18 protein-coding genes are annotated in these 20,658 nt (G+C 70.8%); 8 read left to right on the forward strand and 10 right to left on the reverse strand.

The window, feature by feature from the left end:
• Positions 1-129 precede the first annotated feature (129 nt).
• Together ACZ3IG_RS05125 and ACZ3IG_RS05130 are read right to left on the reverse strand one after the other, a co-directional pair.
• On the reverse strand, positions 130-1,104 hold the full coding sequence (locus ACZ3IG_RS05125; protein ID WP_467429077.1) for a carbohydrate kinase family protein: 975 nt from the start codon (positions 1,102-1,104) through the stop codon (positions 130-132).
• Positions 1,101-2,009 (reverse strand): pseudouridine-5'-phosphate glycosidase, encoded by a 909-nt coding sequence (locus ACZ3IG_RS05130; RefSeq protein ID WP_467429079.1) that lies wholly within the window; start codon positions 2,007-2,009, stop codon positions 1,101-1,103. The genes ACZ3IG_RS05125 and ACZ3IG_RS05130 overlap by 4 nt, the downstream gene beginning before the upstream one ends.
• A 99-nt stretch (positions 2,010-2,108) precedes the next feature.
• Here ACZ3IG_RS05130 and ACZ3IG_RS05135 point away from each other — a divergent pair, with 99 nt between their 5' ends.
• Entirely contained in the window at positions 2,109-2,537 is a 429-nt protein-coding gene (locus tag ACZ3IG_RS05135) for a VOC family protein (RefSeq protein ID WP_467429081.1), read from the forward strand.
• Positions 2,538-2,610: 73 nt separating this feature from the next.
• Here ACZ3IG_RS05135 and ACZ3IG_RS05140 read toward each other — a convergent pair whose 3' ends face one another.
• Together ACZ3IG_RS05140 and ACZ3IG_RS05145 are read right to left on the reverse strand one after the other, a co-directional pair.
• Complete coding sequence (locus ACZ3IG_RS05140) at positions 2,611-3,165, reverse strand: methylated-DNA--[protein]-cysteine S-methyltransferase (RefSeq protein WP_467429084.1); 555 nt, start codon at positions 3,163-3,165, stop codon at positions 2,611-2,613.
• Positions 3,166-3,237: 72 nt separating this feature from the next.
• Entirely contained in the window at positions 3,238-4,125 is an 888-nt protein-coding gene (locus tag ACZ3IG_RS05145) for a glycerophosphodiester phosphodiesterase family protein (RefSeq protein ID WP_467429086.1), read from the reverse strand.
• A 277-nt stretch (positions 4,126-4,402) separates the two neighbouring features.
• Here ACZ3IG_RS05145 and ACZ3IG_RS05150 point away from each other — a divergent pair, with 277 nt between their 5' ends.
• From ACZ3IG_RS05150 to ACZ3IG_RS05160, 3 genes are all read left to right on the forward strand, one after another.
• Positions 4,403-5,284: an MHYT domain-containing protein gene (locus ACZ3IG_RS05150; protein ID WP_467429087.1), complete on the forward strand. Its 882-nt coding sequence runs from the start codon at positions 4,403-4,405 to the stop codon at positions 5,282-5,284.
• Between the two features lie 40 nt (positions 5,285-5,324).
• On the forward strand, positions 5,325-7,466 hold the full coding sequence (gene uvrB / locus ACZ3IG_RS05155; RefSeq protein WP_467429088.1) for an excinuclease ABC subunit UvrB: 2,142 nt from the start codon (positions 5,325-5,327) through the stop codon (positions 7,464-7,466).
• A gap of 395 nt (positions 7,467-7,861) precedes the next feature.
• Positions 7,862-8,863: a TerC/Alx family metal homeostasis membrane protein gene (locus tag ACZ3IG_RS05160; protein ID WP_467429090.1), complete on the forward strand. Its 1,002-nt coding sequence runs from the start codon at positions 7,862-7,864 to the stop codon at positions 8,861-8,863.
• A gap of 232 nt (positions 8,864-9,095) precedes the next feature.
• Here the strand turns inward: ACZ3IG_RS05160 and ACZ3IG_RS05165 are convergent, their stop codons facing one another.
• Entirely contained in the window at positions 9,096-10,367 is a 1,272-nt protein-coding gene (locus ACZ3IG_RS05165) for an MFS transporter (protein ID WP_467429211.1), read from the reverse strand.
• A 193-nt stretch (positions 10,368-10,560) separates the two neighbouring features.
• Between ACZ3IG_RS05165 and aroQ the strand changes: the two genes are divergently transcribed.
• Positions 10,561-11,034, forward strand: a complete 474-nt coding sequence (gene aroQ / locus ACZ3IG_RS05170) for a type II 3-dehydroquinate dehydratase (protein WP_467429093.1) — start codon at positions 10,561-10,563, stop codon at positions 11,032-11,034.
• A gap of 263 nt (positions 11,035-11,297) precedes the next feature.
• Here aroQ and ACZ3IG_RS05175 read toward each other — a convergent pair whose 3' ends face one another.
• The gene (locus ACZ3IG_RS05175; RefSeq protein ID WP_467429096.1) at positions 11,298-11,954 is read right to left on the reverse strand and encodes an MBL fold metallo-hydrolase; all 657 of its coding nucleotides are present in this window, start codon (positions 11,952-11,954) and stop codon (positions 11,298-11,300) included.
• A 222-nt stretch (positions 11,955-12,176) separates the two neighbouring features.
• Positions 12,177-12,875: a maleylpyruvate isomerase family mycothiol-dependent enzyme gene (locus tag ACZ3IG_RS05180; protein ID WP_467429098.1), complete on the reverse strand. Its 699-nt coding sequence runs from the start codon at positions 12,873-12,875 to the stop codon at positions 12,177-12,179.
• Positions 12,876-13,098: 223 nt separating this feature from the next.
• Between ACZ3IG_RS05180 and uvrA the strand changes: the two genes are divergently transcribed.
• Entirely contained in the window at positions 13,099-16,092 is a 2,994-nt protein-coding gene (gene uvrA / locus ACZ3IG_RS05185) for an excinuclease ABC subunit UvrA (RefSeq protein WP_467429099.1), read from the forward strand.
• Between the two features lie 168 nt (positions 16,093-16,260).
• On the opposite strand, the gene ACZ3IG_RS05190 is transcribed toward uvrA, so the two are convergent.
• A complete protein-coding gene (locus ACZ3IG_RS05190) occupies positions 16,261-17,169 on the reverse strand; it encodes a carbohydrate kinase family protein (protein ID WP_467429101.1) in 909 nt (302 codons plus the stop codon).
• Positions 17,166-18,212, reverse strand: a complete 1,047-nt coding sequence (locus ACZ3IG_RS05195; RefSeq protein WP_467429104.1) for a LacI family DNA-binding transcriptional regulator — start codon at positions 18,210-18,212, stop codon at positions 17,166-17,168. The genes ACZ3IG_RS05190 and ACZ3IG_RS05195 overlap by 4 nt, the downstream gene beginning before the upstream one ends.
• A gap of 416 nt (positions 18,213-18,628) precedes the next feature.
• On the opposite strand from ACZ3IG_RS05195, the gene ACZ3IG_RS05200 reads away from it, so the two are divergent.
• Positions 18,629-19,054, forward strand: coding sequence for a QcrA and Rieske domain-containing protein (locus ACZ3IG_RS05200; RefSeq protein WP_467429105.1), 426 nt, complete (start codon positions 18,629-18,631; stop codon positions 19,052-19,054).
• 52 nt (positions 19,055-19,106) lie between these two features.
• A complete protein-coding gene (locus tag ACZ3IG_RS05205) occupies positions 19,107-19,622 on the forward strand; it encodes a DinB family protein (RefSeq protein WP_467429106.1) in 516 nt (171 codons plus the stop codon).
• A gap of 66 nt (positions 19,623-19,688) precedes the next feature.
• On the opposite strand, the gene ACZ3IG_RS05210 is transcribed toward ACZ3IG_RS05205, so the two are convergent.
• Positions 19,689-20,615 (reverse strand): hypothetical protein, encoded by a 927-nt coding sequence (locus tag ACZ3IG_RS05210; protein WP_467429108.1) that lies wholly within the window; start codon positions 20,613-20,615, stop codon positions 19,689-19,691.
• Between the last annotated feature and the right edge of the window lie 43 nt (positions 20,616-20,658).

The following is a 20,658-nucleotide window of genomic DNA, read 5'->3' on the forward strand; positions in this document are numbered from 1 at the left end:
GCTGTGACGGGCGGTGAAGACAGTCACCATGACAGGCGGTGAAGACAGTCACCATGACAGGCGGGGGCGGTCGCCGTACAGAACCCGAAAGCCCGAAACCGGAAGCTGTCGGCGTAGCGGGGTCGGACCTCACGGCGACGTCCGCACATCAGCCGCTGGGAGCCGGGGGCCGGACACAGGCGGCCGACCGCCCACCCGTTCAACCGCCTCCGCGCCCGCCCGGCACCCCCGCGCCGCCGCTTCCGCCGGGCCCGACCCCGACAGCAAGGCCGCGAGGAACGCCCCGGTGAAGGCGTCCCCCGCGCCCGTCGTGTCCCGGGGCGTCGCCGGTACGGCGGGCACCCGGGCGCACACGGCACCGCCGCGCGCCACCACCGCACCGTCCGCCCCCAGCTTGGCGACCACGAGCGGCACCCGACGGCTCAACTCGGCCACCGCGTCGGCCGCCACGCCGACCACCGCGTCGTCCGTCCGGGACAGCCCGGTCAGCAGACACGCCTCGTCATGACTCGGCAGGAGTACATCCACTCCCTGGACGAGGGAGAGAAACCGGTCGGCACCCAGTTCCGCGAGGAAGCCGGCTGACGCGGGATCCAGACTCACCGGCACCCCACGCGCGCGTGCCGCTTCCAGCGCGACCGCCAGCAGCGCGCGGCTCGGCGCGGAGAACAGCAGGTAACCCGACAGATGCAGATGCCCGACACCGTCGAGCAGCGTGTCCGACCAGTCGCCGGGCGCGAGCCGGAGCGACGCCCCGCTGTCCGTCAGGAACGTCCGCTCGGCCGAGGCACCCGCGTCGACCAGGCAGACGACCGTCCCCGTCGGCGCCTCCTCGTCCACCACCAGACGGGGCCGTACCCCCGCGGCCACCAGCTCCCGCTGGTGCCAGACCGCCGTGTCCGCACCGACCCGCCCGAACAGCCGTACGTCGTCGCAGCCCTGGTGAGCGGCCCAGCAGGCCACGTTGGCGCCCGCTCCGCCGGGCAGCCGGTGGATAGAGGCGGCCGTGTCCGTACCGACGGCCAGCGGCCCGCGGGGGCGGACGACGATGTCCGTGATCACGTCCCCGATCACCAGCAGCGCGCCGTCGGGCCCCGCCGTCACGCCCCGGTCCAGGCCGCCGCCACCCGGGCCGCCAGCCGCACGTTGCCGCGCACCGCCGCCAGGTTGGCGCTCAGCGAGGCCCCGTCCGTGTGCCGCACCAGGTGGTCGAGGAGGAACGGGGTGACCGCCTGCCCGGTGACGCCCTCCTCCGCGCACGCGCGCAGCGCGTCGGCGAGCACCCGCGCGTGCACCTCGGGATCGAGCTGCTCCTCCTCGGGCACCGGATGGGCGACGATCAGCGCCGACTCCGGCGTTCCGAGCGCGTCCTGCGCCCGCATCACCGACGCCACCTCCTCCGGAGTACGCAGCGTCCAGTCCACCGGATGCCCCGAGTCGGAGAGATAGAAGCCGGGGAACCGGTCCGTGCCGTACCCGGCCACCGCGACCCCCAAAGTCTCCAGCCGCTGGAGCGTCGCGGGCACGTCCAGGATCGACTTCACCCCGGCACAGACCACGGTGATACGGGTGCGCGCCAGCAGGCTCAGGTCGGCCGACTCGTCCTGAGTCGCTGTCCACTCCCGGTGCACCCCGCCCAGCCCACCGGTGGCGAAGACCCGGATGCCCGCCCCCGCCGCCAGCGACGCGGTCGCCGAGACCGTGGTCGCCCCGCTCGCCCCGGCCGCCATCGCGAGCGGCAGGTCGCGGTGGCCGAGTTTGCGGATACCGTCCTCATTGGCGATCCGCTCCAGTTGCTCCTTCCCGAGCCCGACGCGGGGTTGTCCGTCCAGCACGGCGATCGTGGCCGGAACGGCCCCCTCCTGCCGTACCGCCTCCTCCAGCTCCCGCGCCACCTGGAGATTGCGCGGACGCGGCAGCCCGTGCGCGATGATCGTGGACTCCAGCGCCACCACGGGCCGACGCGAGTCGACCGCCTCCCGCACCTCTTCCGACACCACCAGCACCACAGGTACGCCTCCTGTCCGTCGGCTCTCCCTCATCTCTGGCGGGCCCGGCACCGGGCCAAACCCTTGCGGCCCCCGGGACCCGGCACCAGGCTGGTGACCATGACGGACAACACGGCACGCCTCGACCACGTCGTCCTCTGGGTGCGCGACCCGCTCACCTCGGTCGGCTTCTACGAGAAGACGCTGGGCATGGAGCCCTTGCGGGTCACCGAGTTCGCGGCGGGAACGGTGCCGTTCCCCTCCGTACGTCTCAACGAGGAGACGATCTTCGACCTCATGCCGCTCACCATGGCGCCGCGGATGACGATGCTGCCCGATGCCGCCGACAGCTCGGGTCATCCGGTCAACCACGTCTGCCTGTCCCTGCCGGAAGGCGACTTCGACGCGCTGCGCGGCCGTCTGGAGGACCAGGGTGCCCCGGTCTCGGACTTCTCGTACGACTCCTACGGAGCCCGGGGCATGGCCAGGCGCAGCTTCTACTTCACCGACCCGGACGGGAACATCTTCGAGGCGCGGCACTACGCCTGACCCGAGGGCCCACGTGACCCGAGGGCCTGTCGGGGCACCGGAGCCGCACGGACCCCATCCGGCAGCCGAGCCGTCAGAACAGTGGCTCGGGCAGCACTCCCTCCAGCGCCAGCAGCTTCCTCTTGGTCTCCAGACCGCCTCCGAACCCGCCGATGCCGCCGCCGCTCTCCACGACCCGGTGGCAGGGCACGACGACCGGCAGCGGATTGGCGCCCATCGCCATGCCCACGGCCTGGGCCGCGCCCGGCTGGCCCACCCGGCCGGCGAGATCGCCGTAACCGACGACCGTCCCGTAGGGGACCCCGGACGCCAGCTCCCGCAGTACCTCTCGGTTGAACCCGGATATCAGCGACCAGTCCAGGGGCAGGTCGAAGACGCGCCGGTCACCGGAGAAGTACGCCCCCAACTGCTCCGCCGCCTCCGTCAGCAACGGGGTGCCGGGTGCCTCCACCGGCTCGCCGCCCAGCCGCGCCGCGAGCCGGTCCAGCGCCCGGCCGCGGACCGGCCCGGTGGCGTGGAACACGACGCTGACCAGGCCCTCGCCGGTCGCGGCGAGCAGCAGTGGACCGATGCCGGTACCGACGACGGTCCACGCCACCCGCTGCTCGTACTGCCCATGGCTGTCCATGCGCACCACCGTACGGCCCGTCACTGACAACGCCCCGCGGAACCGGCGGTCCTCATCGCGGTACGGGCGCGGTCACTCGGTTCCCGGCACGCTCCCGCGCGTCGCGTCCCGGACCACGTCGGGCCGGTTGGTGATGATGCCGTCGACGCCGTACCCGGCGGTCAGCCGGGCGTCGTCCGCGTCGTCGACCGTCCAGGCGAAGACCTCCAGCGGCCTGCCGTGCGGCCCGTCGAACGCCTGGACCGTGGACACGTAGACCGGCGAGAGCGAGCCGTAGGAGGGGTTGATCTGGTCGGCGAACTCGGCGTACGCGGGCAGGTCGGAGACGGGCGGCGTGCCCAGGAACCCGGTCTTGACGGCCGGCTTCAACGCATGGACGGTCCGCACACTGTCCGCGCTGAAGCTCTGCACGACCAGCCGGCCGGCGACGTGCCGCCGGTCCAGCCAGCCCTCGTTGCCGAGGACCTTCAGGGTCTCCCGCTCGATGCCGGGGTACAGCTCAGGGTTCTTGATCTCCAGCAGCAGCTTCTGGTGGTGGTGCTCGACACGGCCGACATACTCCTCCAGCGTCGGCACGCGCGCGCCCGCGTAGGCGGCGCCGAACCAGCTTCCGGCGTCCAGGCGCGCGATCTCGGCGGCCGTGAAGTCCTTCACCTTCCAGGGCGCCCGGTCGGGGAAGACCTCCTCGGCGTCGGTGGTGCGACGCAGACTGTCGTCGTGGAGGACGACGAGTTCGCCGTCCTTCGTGCGCTGGACGTCGTTCTCCACCCAGTCGATGCCCAGTTCGGCCGCCTTGTCGACGGCGGCCAGGGTGTTCTCCGGCGCATAGGCGGAAGCGCCCCGGTGAGCGACGACCACCGGCCCCGGCCCGCCGTGGGACCCCTGGGCCCAGGAGACGGGCGCCAGCAGGGCCGCTCCCAGGAGCGCGGTGGTCGTGACGGCAACAGCGCGCGCGTGCATGCGTACTCCTCGCGTCGAATGATCACGAACAGCACCACTGTGACAGCGGACCGTCAACGGCGGAGGAGTGCGGAATGGCCACAGGCTGAATGGAGTTGCTCAACTGTGCTCACGTGGGCGGCACAACTGGGGCAAGGCCGTGATTCTTTGCCGGAGAATCGTTCGACCATTCCGGTGGCGGTCATACTTCTCTGGACCCGGGCCGCCCGTGCGGTCCTGGGAGGGGGACGCACATCGGGGGAAGCCAGGACGTCAGAGGGCGGAAGGACAGCCGCGCATGCAAGGCACGGTCGACGGATTCAGTTACGGACTCGTCACACCGCTGGTGGCCTATCTGATGGCCTGCCTCGGCGGTGCCCTCGGCCTGCGCTGCACCACCAGGTCCATGCTGGTCGCCCGGTCGTGGCGGCCCGGATGGCTGGCACTGGGCTCGGCGGCGATCGGCTCCGGCATCTGGACCATGCACTTCATCGCGATGATGGGATTCAGGGTCGAGGGCGCACCGATCCGCTACGACATGCCGATGACGTTCGCGAGCCTGGCCGTCGCCATCGTGATGGTGGGCATCGGCATCTTCATCGTCGGCTACCGGGACGCCGGGGGAGCGGCCCTGTTCACCGGCGGCACGATCACCGGTCTTGGCATCGCCTCGATGCACTACCTGGGCATGGCCGGCATGCGCCTCGACGGGGACCTGGAGTACAACACCGTCACCGTCGCCATGTCCGTCGTCATAGCGATGGCCGCCGCCACCGCGGCCCTGTGGGCGGCGGGGCAGGTCCGCGGCCTCCTGTGGAGCGTCGGCGCCAGTCTGATCATGGGGCTCGCGGTGGCCGGCATGCACTACACGGGCATGGCCGCCCTCGATGTCCATGTGCACGACACGGCCGGACCTGTCACGGGCGACTCGCCCGCCGCCCTCCTCGCGCCCATGCTGATCGGCCCGCTCGCCTTCCTCCTCCTCGCGGGAGTCGTCGTGATGTTCGACCCGCTCATGGTGGCGGGCGAGCCCGCCCGGCGTCCGGTCGACCACAAGCCCGGCATCCCCGCGCACCCCGCCGGCCCCGGCCCGGCCCGCCGCCCCGCGGCCCGCCACCCCGCCCTCCGCTACCGCCGCCCGCTGGCCCATCGGCGCTCCCGGACCCCGCAGAACCGCTGATCCGGGCCCATTGTCAGTGGGGGGTCGTACGGTGGATGGCATGCGGCCCGTTTCCCACATCGAACGCACGGTGGCGCCCTTCGAGGTCGTCAGCCCCTACCAGCCGAGCGGCGACCAGCCGGCGGCCATCGCCGATCTCGCCCGGCGCATCGAAGCCGGCGAGAAGGACGTCGTCCTGCTCGGCGCCACCGGCACCGGCAAGTCCGCCACCACCGCGTGGATGATCGAGAAGCTTCAGCGCCCCACGCTGGTGATGGCACCGAACAAGACCCTGGCCGCCCAGCTGGCGAACGAGTTCCGCGAGCTGCTGCCCAACAACGCCGTCGAGTACTTCGTCTCGTACTACGACTACTACCAGCCCGAGGCGTACGTCCCCCAGTCGGACACCTACATCGAGAAGGACTCCTCGATCAACGAGGAGGTCGAGCGGCTGCGCCACTCCGCGACCAATTCGCTGCTCACCCGCCGCGACGTCGTCGTGGTCGCCTCGGTCTCCTGCATCTACGGCCTGGGTACGCCCCAGGAGTACGTCGACCGCATGGTCCCGCTCCGCGTCGGCGACGAGTTCGACCGGGACGAGCTGCTGCGCCGCTTCGTGGACATCCAGTACACGCGCAACGACACGGCCTTCACCCGGGGCACCTTCCGGGTCCGCGGCGACACCATCGAGATCTTCCCGGTCTACGAGGAGCTGGCCGTCCGGATCGAGATGTTCGGCGACGAGATCGAGGCGCTGTCCACGCTCCACCCGCTCACCGGCGAGATCATCAGCGACGACCAGCAGCTGTACGTCTTCCCGGCCTCCCACTACGTCGCGGGCCCCGAGCGGCTGGAGCGCGCGGTCAACGACATCGAGAAGGAGCTGGGCGAGCGCCTGGCCGAGCTGGAGAAGCAGGGCAAGCTCCTGGAAGCCCAGCGCCTGCGCATGCGCACCACGTACGACATCGAGATGCTCCGCCAGATCGGCTCCTGCTCCGGCGTCGAGAACTACTCGATGCACTTCGACGGCCGCTCGCCCGGCTCCCCGCCCAACACCCTGCTCGACTACTTCCCTGACGACTTCCTGCTGGTCATCGACGAGTCGCACGTCACCGTGCCGCAGATCGGCGCCATGTACGAGGGCGACGCCTCCCGTAAGCGCACCCTCGTCGACCACGGTTTCCGGCTGCCCTCCGCGCTCGACAACCGCCCGCTGAAGTGGGAGGAGTTCCAGGAGCGCATCGGCCAGGCGGTCTACCTGTCGGCCACCCCGGGGCAGTACGAGCTGTCCCGCTCGGACGGCGTCGTCGAGCAGATCATCCGTCCCACCGGCCTCGTCGACCCGGAGGTCGTCGTCAAGCCCACCGAGGGCCAGATCGACGACCTGGTGCACGAGATCCGCACCCGCACCGAGAAGGACGAACGCGTCCTGGTCACCACGCTCACCAAGAAGATGGCCGAGGACCTCACCGACTACTTCCTGGAGCTGGGCATCCAGGTGCGCTACCTGCACAGCGACGTCGACACCCTGCGCCGCGTCGAACTGCTGCGTGAGCTGCGCGCCGGCGAGTACGACGTGCTGGTCGGCATCAACCTCCTGCGTGAGGGCCTCGACCTGCCCGAGGTCTCCCTGGTGGCGATTCTCGACGCCGACAAGGAAGGCTTCCTGCGCTCCGGCACCTCCCTGATCCAGACCATCGGCCGCGCGGCGCGCAATGTCTCCGGCCAGGTCCACATGTACGCCGACAAGATCACCCCGGCGATGGAGAAGGCCATCGACGAGACCAACCGCCGCCGGGAGAAGCAAGTCGCTTACAACAAGGCGAGGGGGATCGATCCCCAGCCGCTGCGCAAGAAGATCAACGACATCGTGGCGCAGATCGCCCGTGAGGACGTCGACACCGAGCAACTGCTCGGATCGGGGTACCGCGGCCAGTCCAAGGACGGAAAGGGCGCCAAGGCGCCCGTCCCCGCCCTCGGCGGGCAAACCGGGGGCGGTGCCAAGTCCGGCAGGAAGAAGCCGGGGGAGACGGCGCCGACCGACCGTCCCGCGGCCGAGCTGGCGGAGCAGATCGAGGAGATGACCGCCCGGATGCGGGCCGCCGCGGCGGAGCTCCAGTTCGAGATCGCGGCCCGGCTGCGCGACGAGGTCTCCGAGATGAAGAAGGAACTGCGTCAGATGAAGGAGGCGGGCCTGGCCTGACGGCGGGCCGCACACGCGCCGCGCCGCAAGACCGTCCCGGTCCGCTGTGGCGCGCGCGTCTGATGCTGCGGGCACGTCTGGGTCTGAGAGCCCTCGCCCGTTCCGCCCGGCAGCCGACGGACGACCGAGTGACCAAGAGCTGGTAAAAGGCTCTCACCTGGCACTTTGGGCAAAATTAGCGAAACCCTTTACCAATCCTTGGTGATTGGGTACTGTTTTCCGTACGGAGGGGAGTACTCCCTGTCTGCTGCGGCGTGCCCGTCAATACGGATCAGGCCAGATCCCGGGGCGTCGGCCCGTGGTTCCGAGTGCATCCCGCACACCGGATCCCGGGTGGAAGAGACCTCCGGCAGCGACGACGCTGACATCTGCCGTTACGTACTGCCGGAGGCGCAGTGGAAGTTACGACGACCTTGTGGGTCCTGACCATCGTGGGCCTTGCGGCCCTCATCGCGGTCGATTTCTTCATCGGCCGCAAACCGCACGACGTATCAATCAAGGAAGCCGGCATCTGGACGGGCGTCTGGATCGCCCTGGCCGCGCTGTTCGGGCTCGGCCTGCTCCTCTTCGGCGGCGGCCAGCCCGCCGGCGAGTTCTTCGCGGGCTTCATCACCGAGAAGTCCCTGAGCGTCGACAACCTCTTCGTCTTCGTCCTGATCATGGCGAAGTTCGCGGTGCCCTCGCAGTACCAGCAGCGAGTACTCCTCGTAGGCGTCCTCATAGCCCTGGTGCTCAGGGCTGTGTTCATCGCCGCCGGCGCCGCGATCATCGCCAGCTTCGCCTGGGTCTTCTACATCTTCGGAGCGTTCCTGATCTACACCGCCTGGAAGCTCATCCAGGAGGCCAGGGCCGACGAAGAGGACGAGGAGTACGAGGAGAACAAGCTGCTCAAGGCCGCCGAGCGCCGCTTCGGCGTGGCCGACCGCTACCACGGCACCAAGCTGTGGATCCAGCAGAACGGCAAGCGGGTCATGACCCCGATGCTGGTCGTGATGCTCGCGATCGGCACCACCGATGTGCTCTTCGCCCTGGATTCGATTCCCGCGATCTTCGGCCTCACCCAGGACCCGTACATCGTGTTCACGGCCAACGCCTTCGCCCTGATGGGTCTCAGGCAGCTGTACTTCCTCATCGGCGGCCTGCTGAAGAAGCTGGTCCACCTCTCCTACGGCCTGTCGATCATCCTGGGCTTCATCGGAGTCAAACTCGTCCTGCATGCGCTCCACGAGTCCGGTGTCCACGTCCCCGAGATCAGCATCCCGGTCTCGCTCGGCGTGATCTGCTCGGTCCTGATCGTCACCACGATCACCAGTCTGAGGGCGACCAGGAAGCAGGCGGCGGCCGAAGCGGCCGACGCCCGGGACGAAGACGCGCCGAAGGACAGCGTCGACGTCTGACCGCTGGGAGGGCCCGTCTGCGGGGGAGTCCGCGTCCAGGGCAGCCTGTATCCCGGGCTCCCGGGCAGCCTGAATCGCGGCGCAGAAGGCCGACCACCGACCGTGCTGAGCCCTTCGGACGCAGGGCTGATTCGACCGGCGCGGGAATCGGCCCCGGGAGCGGCACACGGCATATCGCCGGCACCGCTCCCGGGGCCTCCTGCCTGTATCGGCCTCAGGGACAGGCCGCCCGTCACCCCGAAACGGGCGCCGCGACCGGCACCGGTGCCGGACGCGTCTCCGGCAGCAGCGCGAAGCAGCCGAGGCTGAGCAGTGCGATCACCGTCAGATACGCCCCCACGGCCCAGGGCACACGGCCACCCTGCTCCGCCAGGGCCGTTGCCACGATGGGCGTGACGGCCCCGCCGACCACCCCGCCGAGGTTGTACCCCACCGCGGCGCCTGTGCAGCGCACCCGCGCCTCGTACAGCTCCGGCAGATACGCCGCGATCACCGAGAACATCGTGATGAAGGCGATCATCGCCACCAGGAAGCCCAGGAACATCAACAGCGGCTCACCGGTGGCCAGGAGTGCGACCATCGGGAACATCCACACCGCCGCCGCTCCGCACCCGACCAGGCACACCGGCCGGCGCCCGTAACGGTCGCCGAGCAGCGCGAACACCGGCGTCAAAGCGCCCTTCACCACCACCGCGGCCATGATGCAGACCAGCATCACGCTCCGTTCCACCCCGAGCCGCTCCGTCGCATAGGCGAGGGACCAGGTCGAGACGGTGTAGAAGATGGCGTACCCGACCGCCAGGGCTCCGGCGGTCAGCAGGACGAGCCGCCAGTGGTCCCGCACCACCTCGGCGAACGGGACCCGCGCGCGGCCGTCCAGTTCCAGGAAGCGGGGACTCTCCGCGAGCGACGACCGCAGCCACAGCCCGACCAGGGCCAGCACACCCGCCGCCCAGAATGGCACCCGCCACCCCCACTGGGCGAACTGGGCCTCGGACAGTGACGCGGAGAGCACCAGGACCACGCCGTTGGCGAGGAGGAAACCCAGCGCGGGCCCGACCTGGGGAAAGCTGGCCCACAGTGCGCGCCGCCCGGGCGGTGCGTGCTCTGCGGTCAGCAGCACCGCGCCGCCCCACTCCCCGCCCAGCCCCAGCCCTTGCAGGAAGCGCAGCGCGATGAGGAACAGCGGTGCCGCCACCCCGATCGTGTCGTACGTCGGCACACAGCCGACCGCGACCGTCGACGCCCCGGTCAGCAGCAGCGAGAGGACGAGGACCGGCCGTCGTCCGTGGCGGTCCCCGATGTGCCCGAACAGCACCGACCCCAGCGGCCGGGCCACGAAGCCGACACCGAACGTGCCGAAGGCGGCCAGCGTTCCCGCCAGCGGGGAGATCGTCGGGAAGAACAGCGGGCCCAGGACCAGAGCCGCCGCGGTCCCGTAGACGAAGAAGTCGTAGAACTCGATCGCCGTGCCGGCGAGCGCGGCGCCGGCCAGTCGCGGCATGGAGGGCGCCTTCGCGGCGCGTTCTTCGTGTACTTCGTGCATGCTGCGCCAACCACCCACAGTGATGGGTGGTTACGGGGCGCTCAGGGGGTGTGCGGGGCAGTGGACGGCGGTGATGCGCCGGGCGGGCGCCGTGATAGACCGGGGCGGACAGCGGTCCGGCGGACCGCCCACCCGACGGACCGGAGGAACCGTGCCCCGCACCCTGGCCAACGCACCGATCATGATCCTCAACGGCCCCAACCTGAACCTGCTCGGCCAGCGCCAGCCGGAGATCTACGGGTCCGACACCCTGGCCGACATCGAGACGCTGTGCGTCAAGGCGGCGGGCGCGCACGGCGGCACGGTGGATTTCCGCCAGTCCAACCACGAGGGCGAACTGGTCGACTGGATCCACGAGGCCCGCTCGAACCACTGCGGCATCGTGATCAACCCGGCTGCCTACTCCCACACGTCCGTCGCGATCCTGGACGCGCTCAACACCTGCGACGGGCTTCCCGTGGTGGAGGTCCACATCTCCAACATCCACCAGCGGGAGCAGTTCCGGCACCACTCCTACGTGTCGCAGCGTGCCGACGGTGTCATCGCGGGCTGCGGTGTGCAGGGGTACGTGTTCGGCGTGGAGCGGATCGCCGCGTTGGCGGGGGCGGGGCGGACCCAGGCGTGACGCCGGTGCCGCAGGTGTGACCCCGCCGGGTCGCCGGCCGGGGGAGGGGAAGGGAACGGGGAAGGGAGACCGGCGGCCCGGGGCACCGCACGGTACATGGCTTCCGCGCGGAACCGGCACCAGTTGACCGCGCGGTGGTGTACGCCGGTAGCGCGCGTACGGGACAGGCGTGTGCGAAGGGTTCACACGGGGCGTGCGCGGCGCTCGCTCCGGGCGGACACCACGTATCGCGCCTTGTTCTGTTGCCGCGCCCGCCCCGGGAGTCACCAACCTCGCGCGTGCCACTCCGGCAGGTGCGGGCGTTCCGCGCCCAGGGTGGTGTCGTCGCCGTGTCCGGGATAGACCCAGGTCTCGTCCGGCAGCGGGTCGAAGATCTTCGTCTCGACGTCGTGGATCAGGCTCGCGAACGCCTCCGGGTCCTTCCAGGTGTTGCCCACACCGCCCGGGAAGAGGCAGTCCCCGGTGAACACATGGGGATGCCCGTGCGGGTCGTCGTAGATGAGGGCGATCGAGCCCGGCGTGTGCCCGACGAGGTGGCGCGCGGTGAGCCGTACGCGCCCCACTCGGATGGTGTCGCCGTCGTCCACCGGGACGTGGGTGGGGACGGGGATGCCCTCGGCGTCGTGCCGGCCGGCATAGGTGCGGGCGCCGGTGGCGGCGACCACCTCGGCCAGTGCCTGCCAGTGGTCGGCGTGCTGGTGGGTGGTGACGACGGACGCGACGCCGTCGGCACCGATCGTGCCGAGCAGCGTCTCGGCGTCGTTGGCGGCGTCGATCAGCAACTGCTCGTCGGTGGCCCGGCAGCGCAGCAGATAGGCGTTGTTGTTCATCGGGCCGACCGCGATCTTGGTGATCATCAGGTCCTTGAGTTCGTGCACGTCGGCGGGTCCGCCGACCCTCACCTCTCCGCTGTACGTCATGGCCGCCAGCCTAGGGCCTGTCGTCACATTCCCGTCTGCCTGGGGACGCCATGCACGCTCCCCCAGAGAGGTGCCCCCACTCGCCGCACCGGCCCCTGACCCGAGTACATCCAGTACGAGGGTCAGGGGCCGGCACGCCCCCAGCCTCCGGCCGGGGGGGACCCCCAGAGCACGCACCTGACGCCGCCAGGCCCGGCCGGGACCCGCGGAGGGGCGGCGCGGTCACAGCGGGGGAAGGGCCGGCAGTGGCCCGCCCGTCACCGTGAGGGCCGAGCCGTCACGGCGGCCCGCGAGCCAGCCGAGCAGGTCGGCCCGCCCGCCGGCGACGGTGACGTCGACGGCCTCCGTCTCGGCCAGGCCCTCCCGTCCCGTGTGCCACGCGCGCGTGCCGTCCGTGATCCGCGTCGGCGGCACGTCCCGGTGCCCCGCGAACCGCTCGGTGAGGAAGCCGATCTCCCGCTCGGTGAACTGCGCCGGCAGATCCTCCAGCTCGTACCCGATCCCGAGGTCCACGTGGTGCAGCTCGACCTCGACCCACCGCCGGAACGGCACCCGGGAGGCGGCGTCGGTGATGCCGTTGCGCAGCGTGACGGTGCGCGACCAGTCCGCCGGTACGGCTGCCGCCCGCTGGAAACGGGCAGCGCTTTCGCGCACGTCCGCGATCTGCGCGTCGAGGGGGCGCGGAGCGTCCCGCTCGATGTCGGCGTCCCGGGCCTCGCCGGAGACGTACATGGGCCGTCCTTCGAGGACGTTCACGAGCGCGTCCGCGTTGCGGGCGAGATGGGCCAGGACATGACCCCGGGTCCAGCCGGGAAGTCGTGACTGCTCGGTCACCTTCGCGTTGTCCAGTTCACCGACCGCGCTGAGCAGCCGCTCGGTAGCGTCCTGTACAGACGCCAGGTCATGCGCGTGATCCGTCATGCCACTGACCCTAGGACGCGCCACCCCTTCGGGTGAAGAAGGCGGCTCACGCCCGTAAATCGAATGCACGTGCTATATGGTCGGACGTGGCGTCGGGCATGCTGGATAGCCGGGGTTTGTTGACAACCCGTGAATCCGACCGGCGTTGTCAGTGGCTCCCCCTAGTCTGAGAAGGACGGGGGCCCCGCCCCTGTCACTTCTCTCAAGAAAGGTGCGGACCGGCGTGGCCGACCGTCTCATCGTCCGTGGCGCGCGCGAGCACAACCTGAAGAACGTCTCGCTCGACCTGCCGCGTGACTCGCTCATCGTCTTCACGGGCCTGTCCGGGTCGGGCAAGTCCTCCCTGGCCTTCGACACGATCTTCGCCGAGGGCCAGCGGCGCTACGTGGAGTCGCTCTCCTCCTACGCCCGGCAGTTCCTCGGCCAGATGGACAAGCCGGACGTCGACTTCATCGAGGGCCTCTCCCCGGCGGTCTCCATCGACCAGAAGTCGACCTCGCGCAACCCGCGCTCCACGGTCGGCACCATCACCGAGGTCTACGACTACCTGCGCCTGCTCTTCGCGCGCATCGGCAAGCCGCACTGCCCCGAGTGCGGCCGGCCGATCTCCCGTCAGTCGCCGCAGGCCATCGTCGACCGTGTGCTGGAGCTGCCGGAGGGAAGCCGCTTCCAGGTGCTGTCGCCGCTGGTGCGTGAGCGCAAGGGCGAGTTCGTCGACCTCTTCGCCGACCTCCAGACCAAGGGCTACTCCCGCGCGCGCGTGGACGGCGAGACGATCCAGCTCGCCACCCCTCCCACGCTGAAGAAGCAGGAGAAGCACACCATCGAGGTGGTCATCGACCGCCTCACCGTCAAGGAGTCCGCCAAGCGCCGCCTCACCGACTCGGTCGAGACCGCGCTCGGCCTGTCCGGCGGCATGGTCGTGCTCGACTTCGTGGACCTCCCCGAGGACGACCCCGAGCGCGAGCGCATGTTCTCGGAGCACCTGTACTGCCCGTACGACGACCTGTCCTTCGAGGAGCTGGAGCCCCGCTCCTTCTCCTTCAACTCGCCCTTCGGCGCCTGCCCCGACTGCTCCGGCATCGGCACGCGCATGGAGGTGGACCCGGAGCTGATCGTCCCGGACCCCGACAAGTCCCTGGACGAGGGCGCCATCCACCCCTGGTCGCACGGACACACCAAGGACTACTTCGCCCGGCTGATCGGCGCCCTCGCCGACGCCCTGGGCTTCCGGACCGACATCCCCTTCGCCGGTCTCCCGCAGCGCGCCAAGAAGGCCCTGCTGTACGGCCACAAGACGCAGGTGGAGGTCCGCTACCGCAACCGGTACGGCCGCGAGCGCCGGTACACCACGGCCTTCGAGGGCGCGGTCTCCTTCGTCAAGCGCCGGCACAGCGAGGCCGAGAGCGACTCCAGCCGCGAGCGCTTCGAGGGCTATATGCGCGAGGTGCCCTGCCCCACCTGTGAGGGCACCCGCCTGAAGCCGCTGATCCTCTCCGTCACGGTCATGGGCAAGTCCATCGCCGAGGTCTCCGCGATGTCCATCAGCGACTGCGCGGACTTCCTGGGCGAGCTGAAGCTCACCGCCCGCGACAAGAAGATCGCCGAGCGCGTGCTCAAGGAGGTCAACGAGCGGCTGCGTTTCCTGGTCGACGTCGGCCTGGACTACCTGTCGCTCAACCGCGCGGCGGGCACCCTCTCCGGCGGCGAGGCCCAGCGCATCCGCCTGGCCACCCAGATCGGCTCCGGCCTCGTCGGCGTCCTCTACGTCCTCGACGAGCCGTCCATCGGTCTGCACCAGCGGGACAACCACCGGCTCATCGAGACCCTGGTGCGGCTGCGCGACATGGGCAACACGCTCATCGTCGTCGAGCACGACGAGGACACCATCAAGGTCGCCGACTGGATCGTCGACATCGGCCCGGGCGCCGGCGAGCACGGCGGCAAGGTGGTGCACAGCGGCTCGGTGAAGGAACTGCTCGACAACGCCGAGTCGCAGACCGGCCTGTACCTGTCCGGCAAGAAGGCCATCCCGCTGCCCGACGTACGGCGCCCCCGTGACCCGTCCCGGCAGCTCACCGTGCACGGCGCCCGGGAGAACAACCTGCGGGACATCGACGTGTCGTTCCCGCTCGGCGTCTTCACGGCGGTCACCGGCGTCTCCGGTTCCGGCAAGTCCACGCTGGTCAACGACATCCTGTACACGCACCTCGCGCGCGAGCTGAACGGAGCCCGCAACGTTCCCGGGCGGCACACGCGCGTGGACGGCGACGACCTCGTCGACAAGGTCGTCCACGTCGACCAGTCGCCCATCGGCCGCACCCCGCGGTCGAACCCGGCGACGTACACCGGTGTCTTCGACCACATTCGCAAGCTGTTCGCCGAGACGACCGAGGCGAAGGTCCGCGGCTATCTGCCCGGACGCTTCTCCTTCAACGTCAAGGGCGGCCGCTGCGAGAACTGCTCGGGCGACGGCACCATCAAGATCGAGATGAACTTCCTCCCGGACGTCTACGTCCCGTGCGAGGTCTGCCACGGCGCCCGGTACAACCGGGAGACCCTGGAGGTCCACTACAAGGGCAAGTCCATCGCCGACGTGCTGAACATGCCGATCGAGGAGGCCACCGACTTCTTCGAGGCGGTGCCCGCGATCTCCCGGCACATGAAGACGCTGAAGGACGTCGGTCTCGGCTACGTCCGCCTGGGCCAGTCCGCGACGACTCTCTCCGGCGGTGAGGCACAGCGCGTCAAGCTCGCCAGCGAGCTGCAGCGCCGTTCCACCGGCCGTACGGTCTACGTCCTGGACGAGCCGACCACCGGTCTGCACTTCGAGGACATCAGCAAGCTGCTGACCGTCCTGTCCGGCCTGGTCGACAAGGGCAACACGGTCATCGTCATCGAGCACAACCTCGATGTGATCAAGACCGCCGACTGGGTCGTCGACATGGGCCCCGAGGGCGGCGCGGGCGGCGGCCTGGTGGTCGCCGAGGGCACGCCGGAGCAGGTCGCGAGCGTGCCGGCCAGCCACACCGGCAAGTTCCTGCGGGACATCCTCGGCGCCGACCGGATCAGCGACGCGGACCCCGTGGACACCGCACGAGGAACGGCGAAGAAGGCCGCACCGAGGAAGACGGCGGCGAAGAAGACGGCCGCCAAGAAGACGACGGCGGCGGCCAAGGCCCCCGCCAAAAAGGCGACCGGGACCCGCAAGCCCTGACCGCCCCGGCGGAACGGGAACGGCAGCAGCACGGCGACGCGCCGGGCACACGCGATGACGTGATCCCGGCGCGTCGCCATGTCCGCGCGCGATGACGTGATCCGGCCGTGTCGCCGCCCGGCGGCCACACGCCCCGTGGGCGGTACGGGAGCCGGCTGAACTACGGCGTCAGGCCGCCACTTCGTGTGCGTACGGCGGTTCCGCGCCCGCGCGCGAGCAGGTGACCGCCGCTGCGCGGGCCGCGAAGCCGAGGAGGTCCGTCCAGCCGTCGGCTCTCAGTGCGGCCACGGCCTCGGGTGTGAGGGCGTCGCGGACCGCGAGCCCGTGCAGCAGCGCGGCGTTCACCGTGTCGCCCGCGCCGATGGTGTCGACGACATCGACCTGTTCACCCGGCACCGCGTACACGTTCCCGTCGCGGGTGAAGACGGTCAGCCCGTCACCGCCCAGGGTGACCACGACCGCCGCCGGGCCCGAGGCCAGCCACTCCCGGGGCGTGCCGCCCAGCCACTCGGCGTCCTCCGCTGACAGCTTCAGCAGCGACACCGAGGGCAGCCAGCTCTTGAACCGGGCCCGGTACTCGTCGGGGTCGGCGATGAGCCCCGCCCGGATGTTCGGGTCCAGGGCCGTGAACAGGCCCCGCGCGGCCGACTGGCGCATCAGCTCCTCGTACGCGCTCGCACCCGGCTCCAGCACCAGCGAACAGGTACCGAAGGAGACCGCCCGGGTGCCGGACGGCAGCGCGGCGGGTGTACGGAACAGCCGGTCCGCCGTGCCCTCCACGTAGAAGGAGTACGCGGCCGATCCGTCCGCGCCGACCGTGGCGACGGCGAGTGTCGTCGGCTCGGTCCCGCGCTGGACCGGGGAGACGTCCACCCCGGTCTGCCGGAGCCGGTCCAGCAGCGCCTCGCCGAAGGCGTCGTGCGACACCCGGGAGCAGAAGGCGACGGGCGAGCCGAGGCGGCCCAGGGCCACGGCGGTGTTGTACGGGCCGCCGCCGAGTGCCGGCGTGAGGGCGGCCAGCGCGCCCGTGTCCTGCGGTACCAGGTCGATCAGTGCCTCACCGGCGACGACGATCACGGTGCGGTCCTTTCCTTGGCCTCGGATGGGTCGGGGCACCCGCACGAGGTGCGGTGCATGAAAGAGCAGGTCAGTCGTACGGTTCGGGCGGGCAGGCCCGGATCCGCCAGGCGTTCCAGAAGCAGCCGGACGGCATGCGTGCCCAGCTCTCTGCCCGGTTGTGCGACGGCGGTGAGCCGGGGCGTGAACAGGTCCGCCCAGGCGAAGTCGTCGAAGCAGCACAGCGCGATGTCGCCGGGCACCGACAGGCCACGGGTGCGCAGGGCGCGCAGCGCGCCGATGGTCATCGCGTTGTTGGCGGTGATCAGCGCGGAGGGTGGCGAGGGCAGGGCCAACAGGTTCCCGGTGGCCCGTTCGGCGCCGGCCGACTCGGAGTCGCCGTGCGTCAGCAGCCGTTCGTCGTAGGGCAGGCCGGCCGCCCGCAGGCCGTCGCGGTACCCGGTGGCCCGCTCGCGCGTGGTGCTGAAGCCGGGCCGGCCGGCCACCAGGGCGATCCGCCGGTGGCCGAGTTCGGCGAGGTGCCGGACCAGCCGGGCCGTCGGTTCCGCGCCGCCTGCGCAGACCTGGTCGAAGCGCGGCGAGGCGTCCGCCGGGACGTCGACGACCCGGTCGAGGAACACGGTCGGCACCCGGTGCCTGCCGAGGTAGGCGACGAGGGCACCCGGGTCGGCCGAGGGAGCGACGATCACGCCGTCCACGCGGCGTTCGTGCAGGAGTCGGACGACCTCGAGTTCATGACCGGGGTCGTCGCGCGGGTCGGCGATGAGCAGGCCGTAGCCCTGCCGGACGGCGGCGGACTCCACCCCCTGGAGGATCTCGGTGAAGTAGGGATTGCTGATCGCGGAGACCGCGAGCCCCAGGGAACGGGTGCGCGCGGTGACCAGCGACCGCGCCAGGACGTTCGGGGCGTACCCCAGCTCCTCGATCGCGTCCAGGACCGCCTGACGGGTACGGGGCAGCACCGGCCGGGTGCCGTTCAGGACATGCGAGACGGTCGCGACCGAGACACCGGCGCTCCGCGCCACGTCGGCCATCGTCGCCATCGCCCCGCTCCCTCCCCGGCCTCTCGGCCTTCGCCTGCCTGCCCCGCCCGGTCCCGGCCTCTGGGCCTTCCCCGGTCTCTCGGCTGCCCCCGCGCTCCCTGCGGGACTGGGCGGACGGTATCGCATCCGGCGGTGGACGTAAACGCTTGCGCAATCGTTTGCGCAAGCGCTTACGTCATCGCTTACGTCACCGCCCGCCCGCATCGGGCAGACCTGTCGCGTGCACCGCGGGCACCGCGTGCACCGCGCGGACCCGTCGCCCCACCGGCCTTGCCCGCACCTCACCCCGCCCCGTTCCACCTCACTCCGTTCCACTCTCACCCTGCCTCGATCTCCCTGCCCTGATCTCAACGCGCGTCGGCGCGCTCGGTATCGTCGGCATGCCCGTTCCAGACCTGAGCAGGGGAGACACACCCATGTCCGGCCGCCCCGTCCCGAGCCGTCGTACCGTTCTGTGCTCGGCGGCTGCCGTGTCCGTCACCGGACTGGGCGCGACCGCCTGCGGGCCGGGCGGTGAGAGCGGCGTCGCGGCGGCCCCGACCGCGCCCGTCGATCTCGGCGCCGAGGGAGAGGTGGCCCGGGGGAGCGTCAAGCTGTACCGGGATCACAACGTGGTGGTCGGCCGGTCCGAGGACGGTTCCCTCACGGCGTACAGCACGGTCTGCACACACGCGGGGTGTGCCATCGACCGCCTGGAGGAGGAGCGGCTCGTCTGCCCCTGCCACGGCAGCGCGTTCGACCCCCGTACCGGAGAGGTACTGCACGCTCCGGCCACCGTCCCGCTGGAGGAACTGCCGGTCGAGGCCCGGGACGGCAGGATCGTGGCGGGACCCGGCGCCTGACGCGTCCGTTAATCGCTCGACACGCCTGACGGGGCACGGCAAGCTCCGCACGATGACCCGACGAACCGATACGCCTCCCGCCTGGGACGAGCGCACACAACTGGCCACCTTTCTGGACTACGCCCGTGACACGGCGCGGGCCAAGTGCGAGGACGTGTCCGCGGAAGACGCACGCAGGGCTCCGCTCCCGGGATCGCCGCTGATGACCCTGTGCGGGCTGATCGGCCATCTGCGCTGGGTCGAGCACTACTGGGTCCACGTGGTGTTCCTGGGAGAGGAACTATCGGGGCCCTTCGCGGAGGCGACCGCCGAGGACCCCGATCCCGAGATGCGGACGGCGGTGGACGTCCCCTTGCCCCAGCTGCTCGCCGAGTACGAGGAGCAGAGCGCTCGCTACCGTGACCTGCTGGCGGGGCACGACCTGAGCGCGAAGGCGCGGCGTCCGATCCGTGACGGCCGTCACGTGGACCTCCGCTGGATCATGCTCCATCTCATAGAGGAGACGTCACGGCACAATGGGCACATCGACATCGTGCGCGAACTCCTCGACGGCCGGACCGGCGACTGACTGACCGTTTCAGGGCAAGAGCCGGCAGGAAATCGGCAGAAGCGGGCAGGAGCCGGCGCGGTCCGCTCACGTCCACTCCCACCCGATGCCGACCACCCCGGGCCGCACCCGGGATTCCACCAGGTGCACCGAGTGGTGCCGGTCGCTGAGGAAGAGGTCGCGCCGTGCGCCGCGCGGGCCCGTTGCCGACGGCCGGGTGAAGCGGTGGCAGCGGGCCGGGAGGGCGGCCGCGTCGAACCGGACCTGGAGGGCGTACTGCCCGCCCGCGATGTCGAACAACCGCGCGTACTCGTGGGACGGCTCCGCCGTGCCGTCCTCGACGGCGTACCGGAAGAGACAGGTGTCACCGGCCCGCAGCCGGGTGTCGAAGAGCAGCTCGGCCACCAGTACACCCGAGTCGTGATGCCTGCGGACGCGTCCCGCGCGGCAGTTCTCCAGCGCGTGGACGGTCATCCGTTCCGGCGCGCATCCCGGATCACCCTGGTGGACGGCCACGAAGCGGTCGACGCCGTCCCGCAGGGCGCGGACTATGTGCTGGTCCTCGCGTCCCGCCAGCTCACGACGGGGACCGATCCGTACCCGTTCGTGGTGCCCGAGGGCGTCCAGCCCGTCGTCCGGCGGCTGGTCCAGCTCGGCCAGCAGCCGGCCGAGAACACCGGAGTCCCTCGCGCAGGCCCGCCGCGCGGGCGGGGGCCCGTCGCTCTCGGCGAGCAGCCTGAGCAACGACTCCGCGGGCAGCCGGAGGATCTCCTCCAGCGCCCGTACGGCCCGCAGCGACTCCGGGCGCTGCGGACGCCGCGCGCCCTGCTGCCAGTAGCTGAGGCTGGTGACGCCGACCTTCACCCCGTGCCGCGACAGATGGTGCTGCACCCGCTGGAGCGGCAGCCCCCGGGCGGCGATCGCGGTGCGCAGCGCGAGGTGGAAGGGGCCGCCGCGCAGGGCGGAGTCGAGCTCCGCGGTGGCGGCGTCCGACTGCTGGGTGGCGTGCGTCATGCGGCAACCTCTCTGTGACGGTACGCCCCGGCCGCTCGGCCGC

It is taken from the genome of Streptomyces sp. NPDC016677, assembly GCF_055562815.1.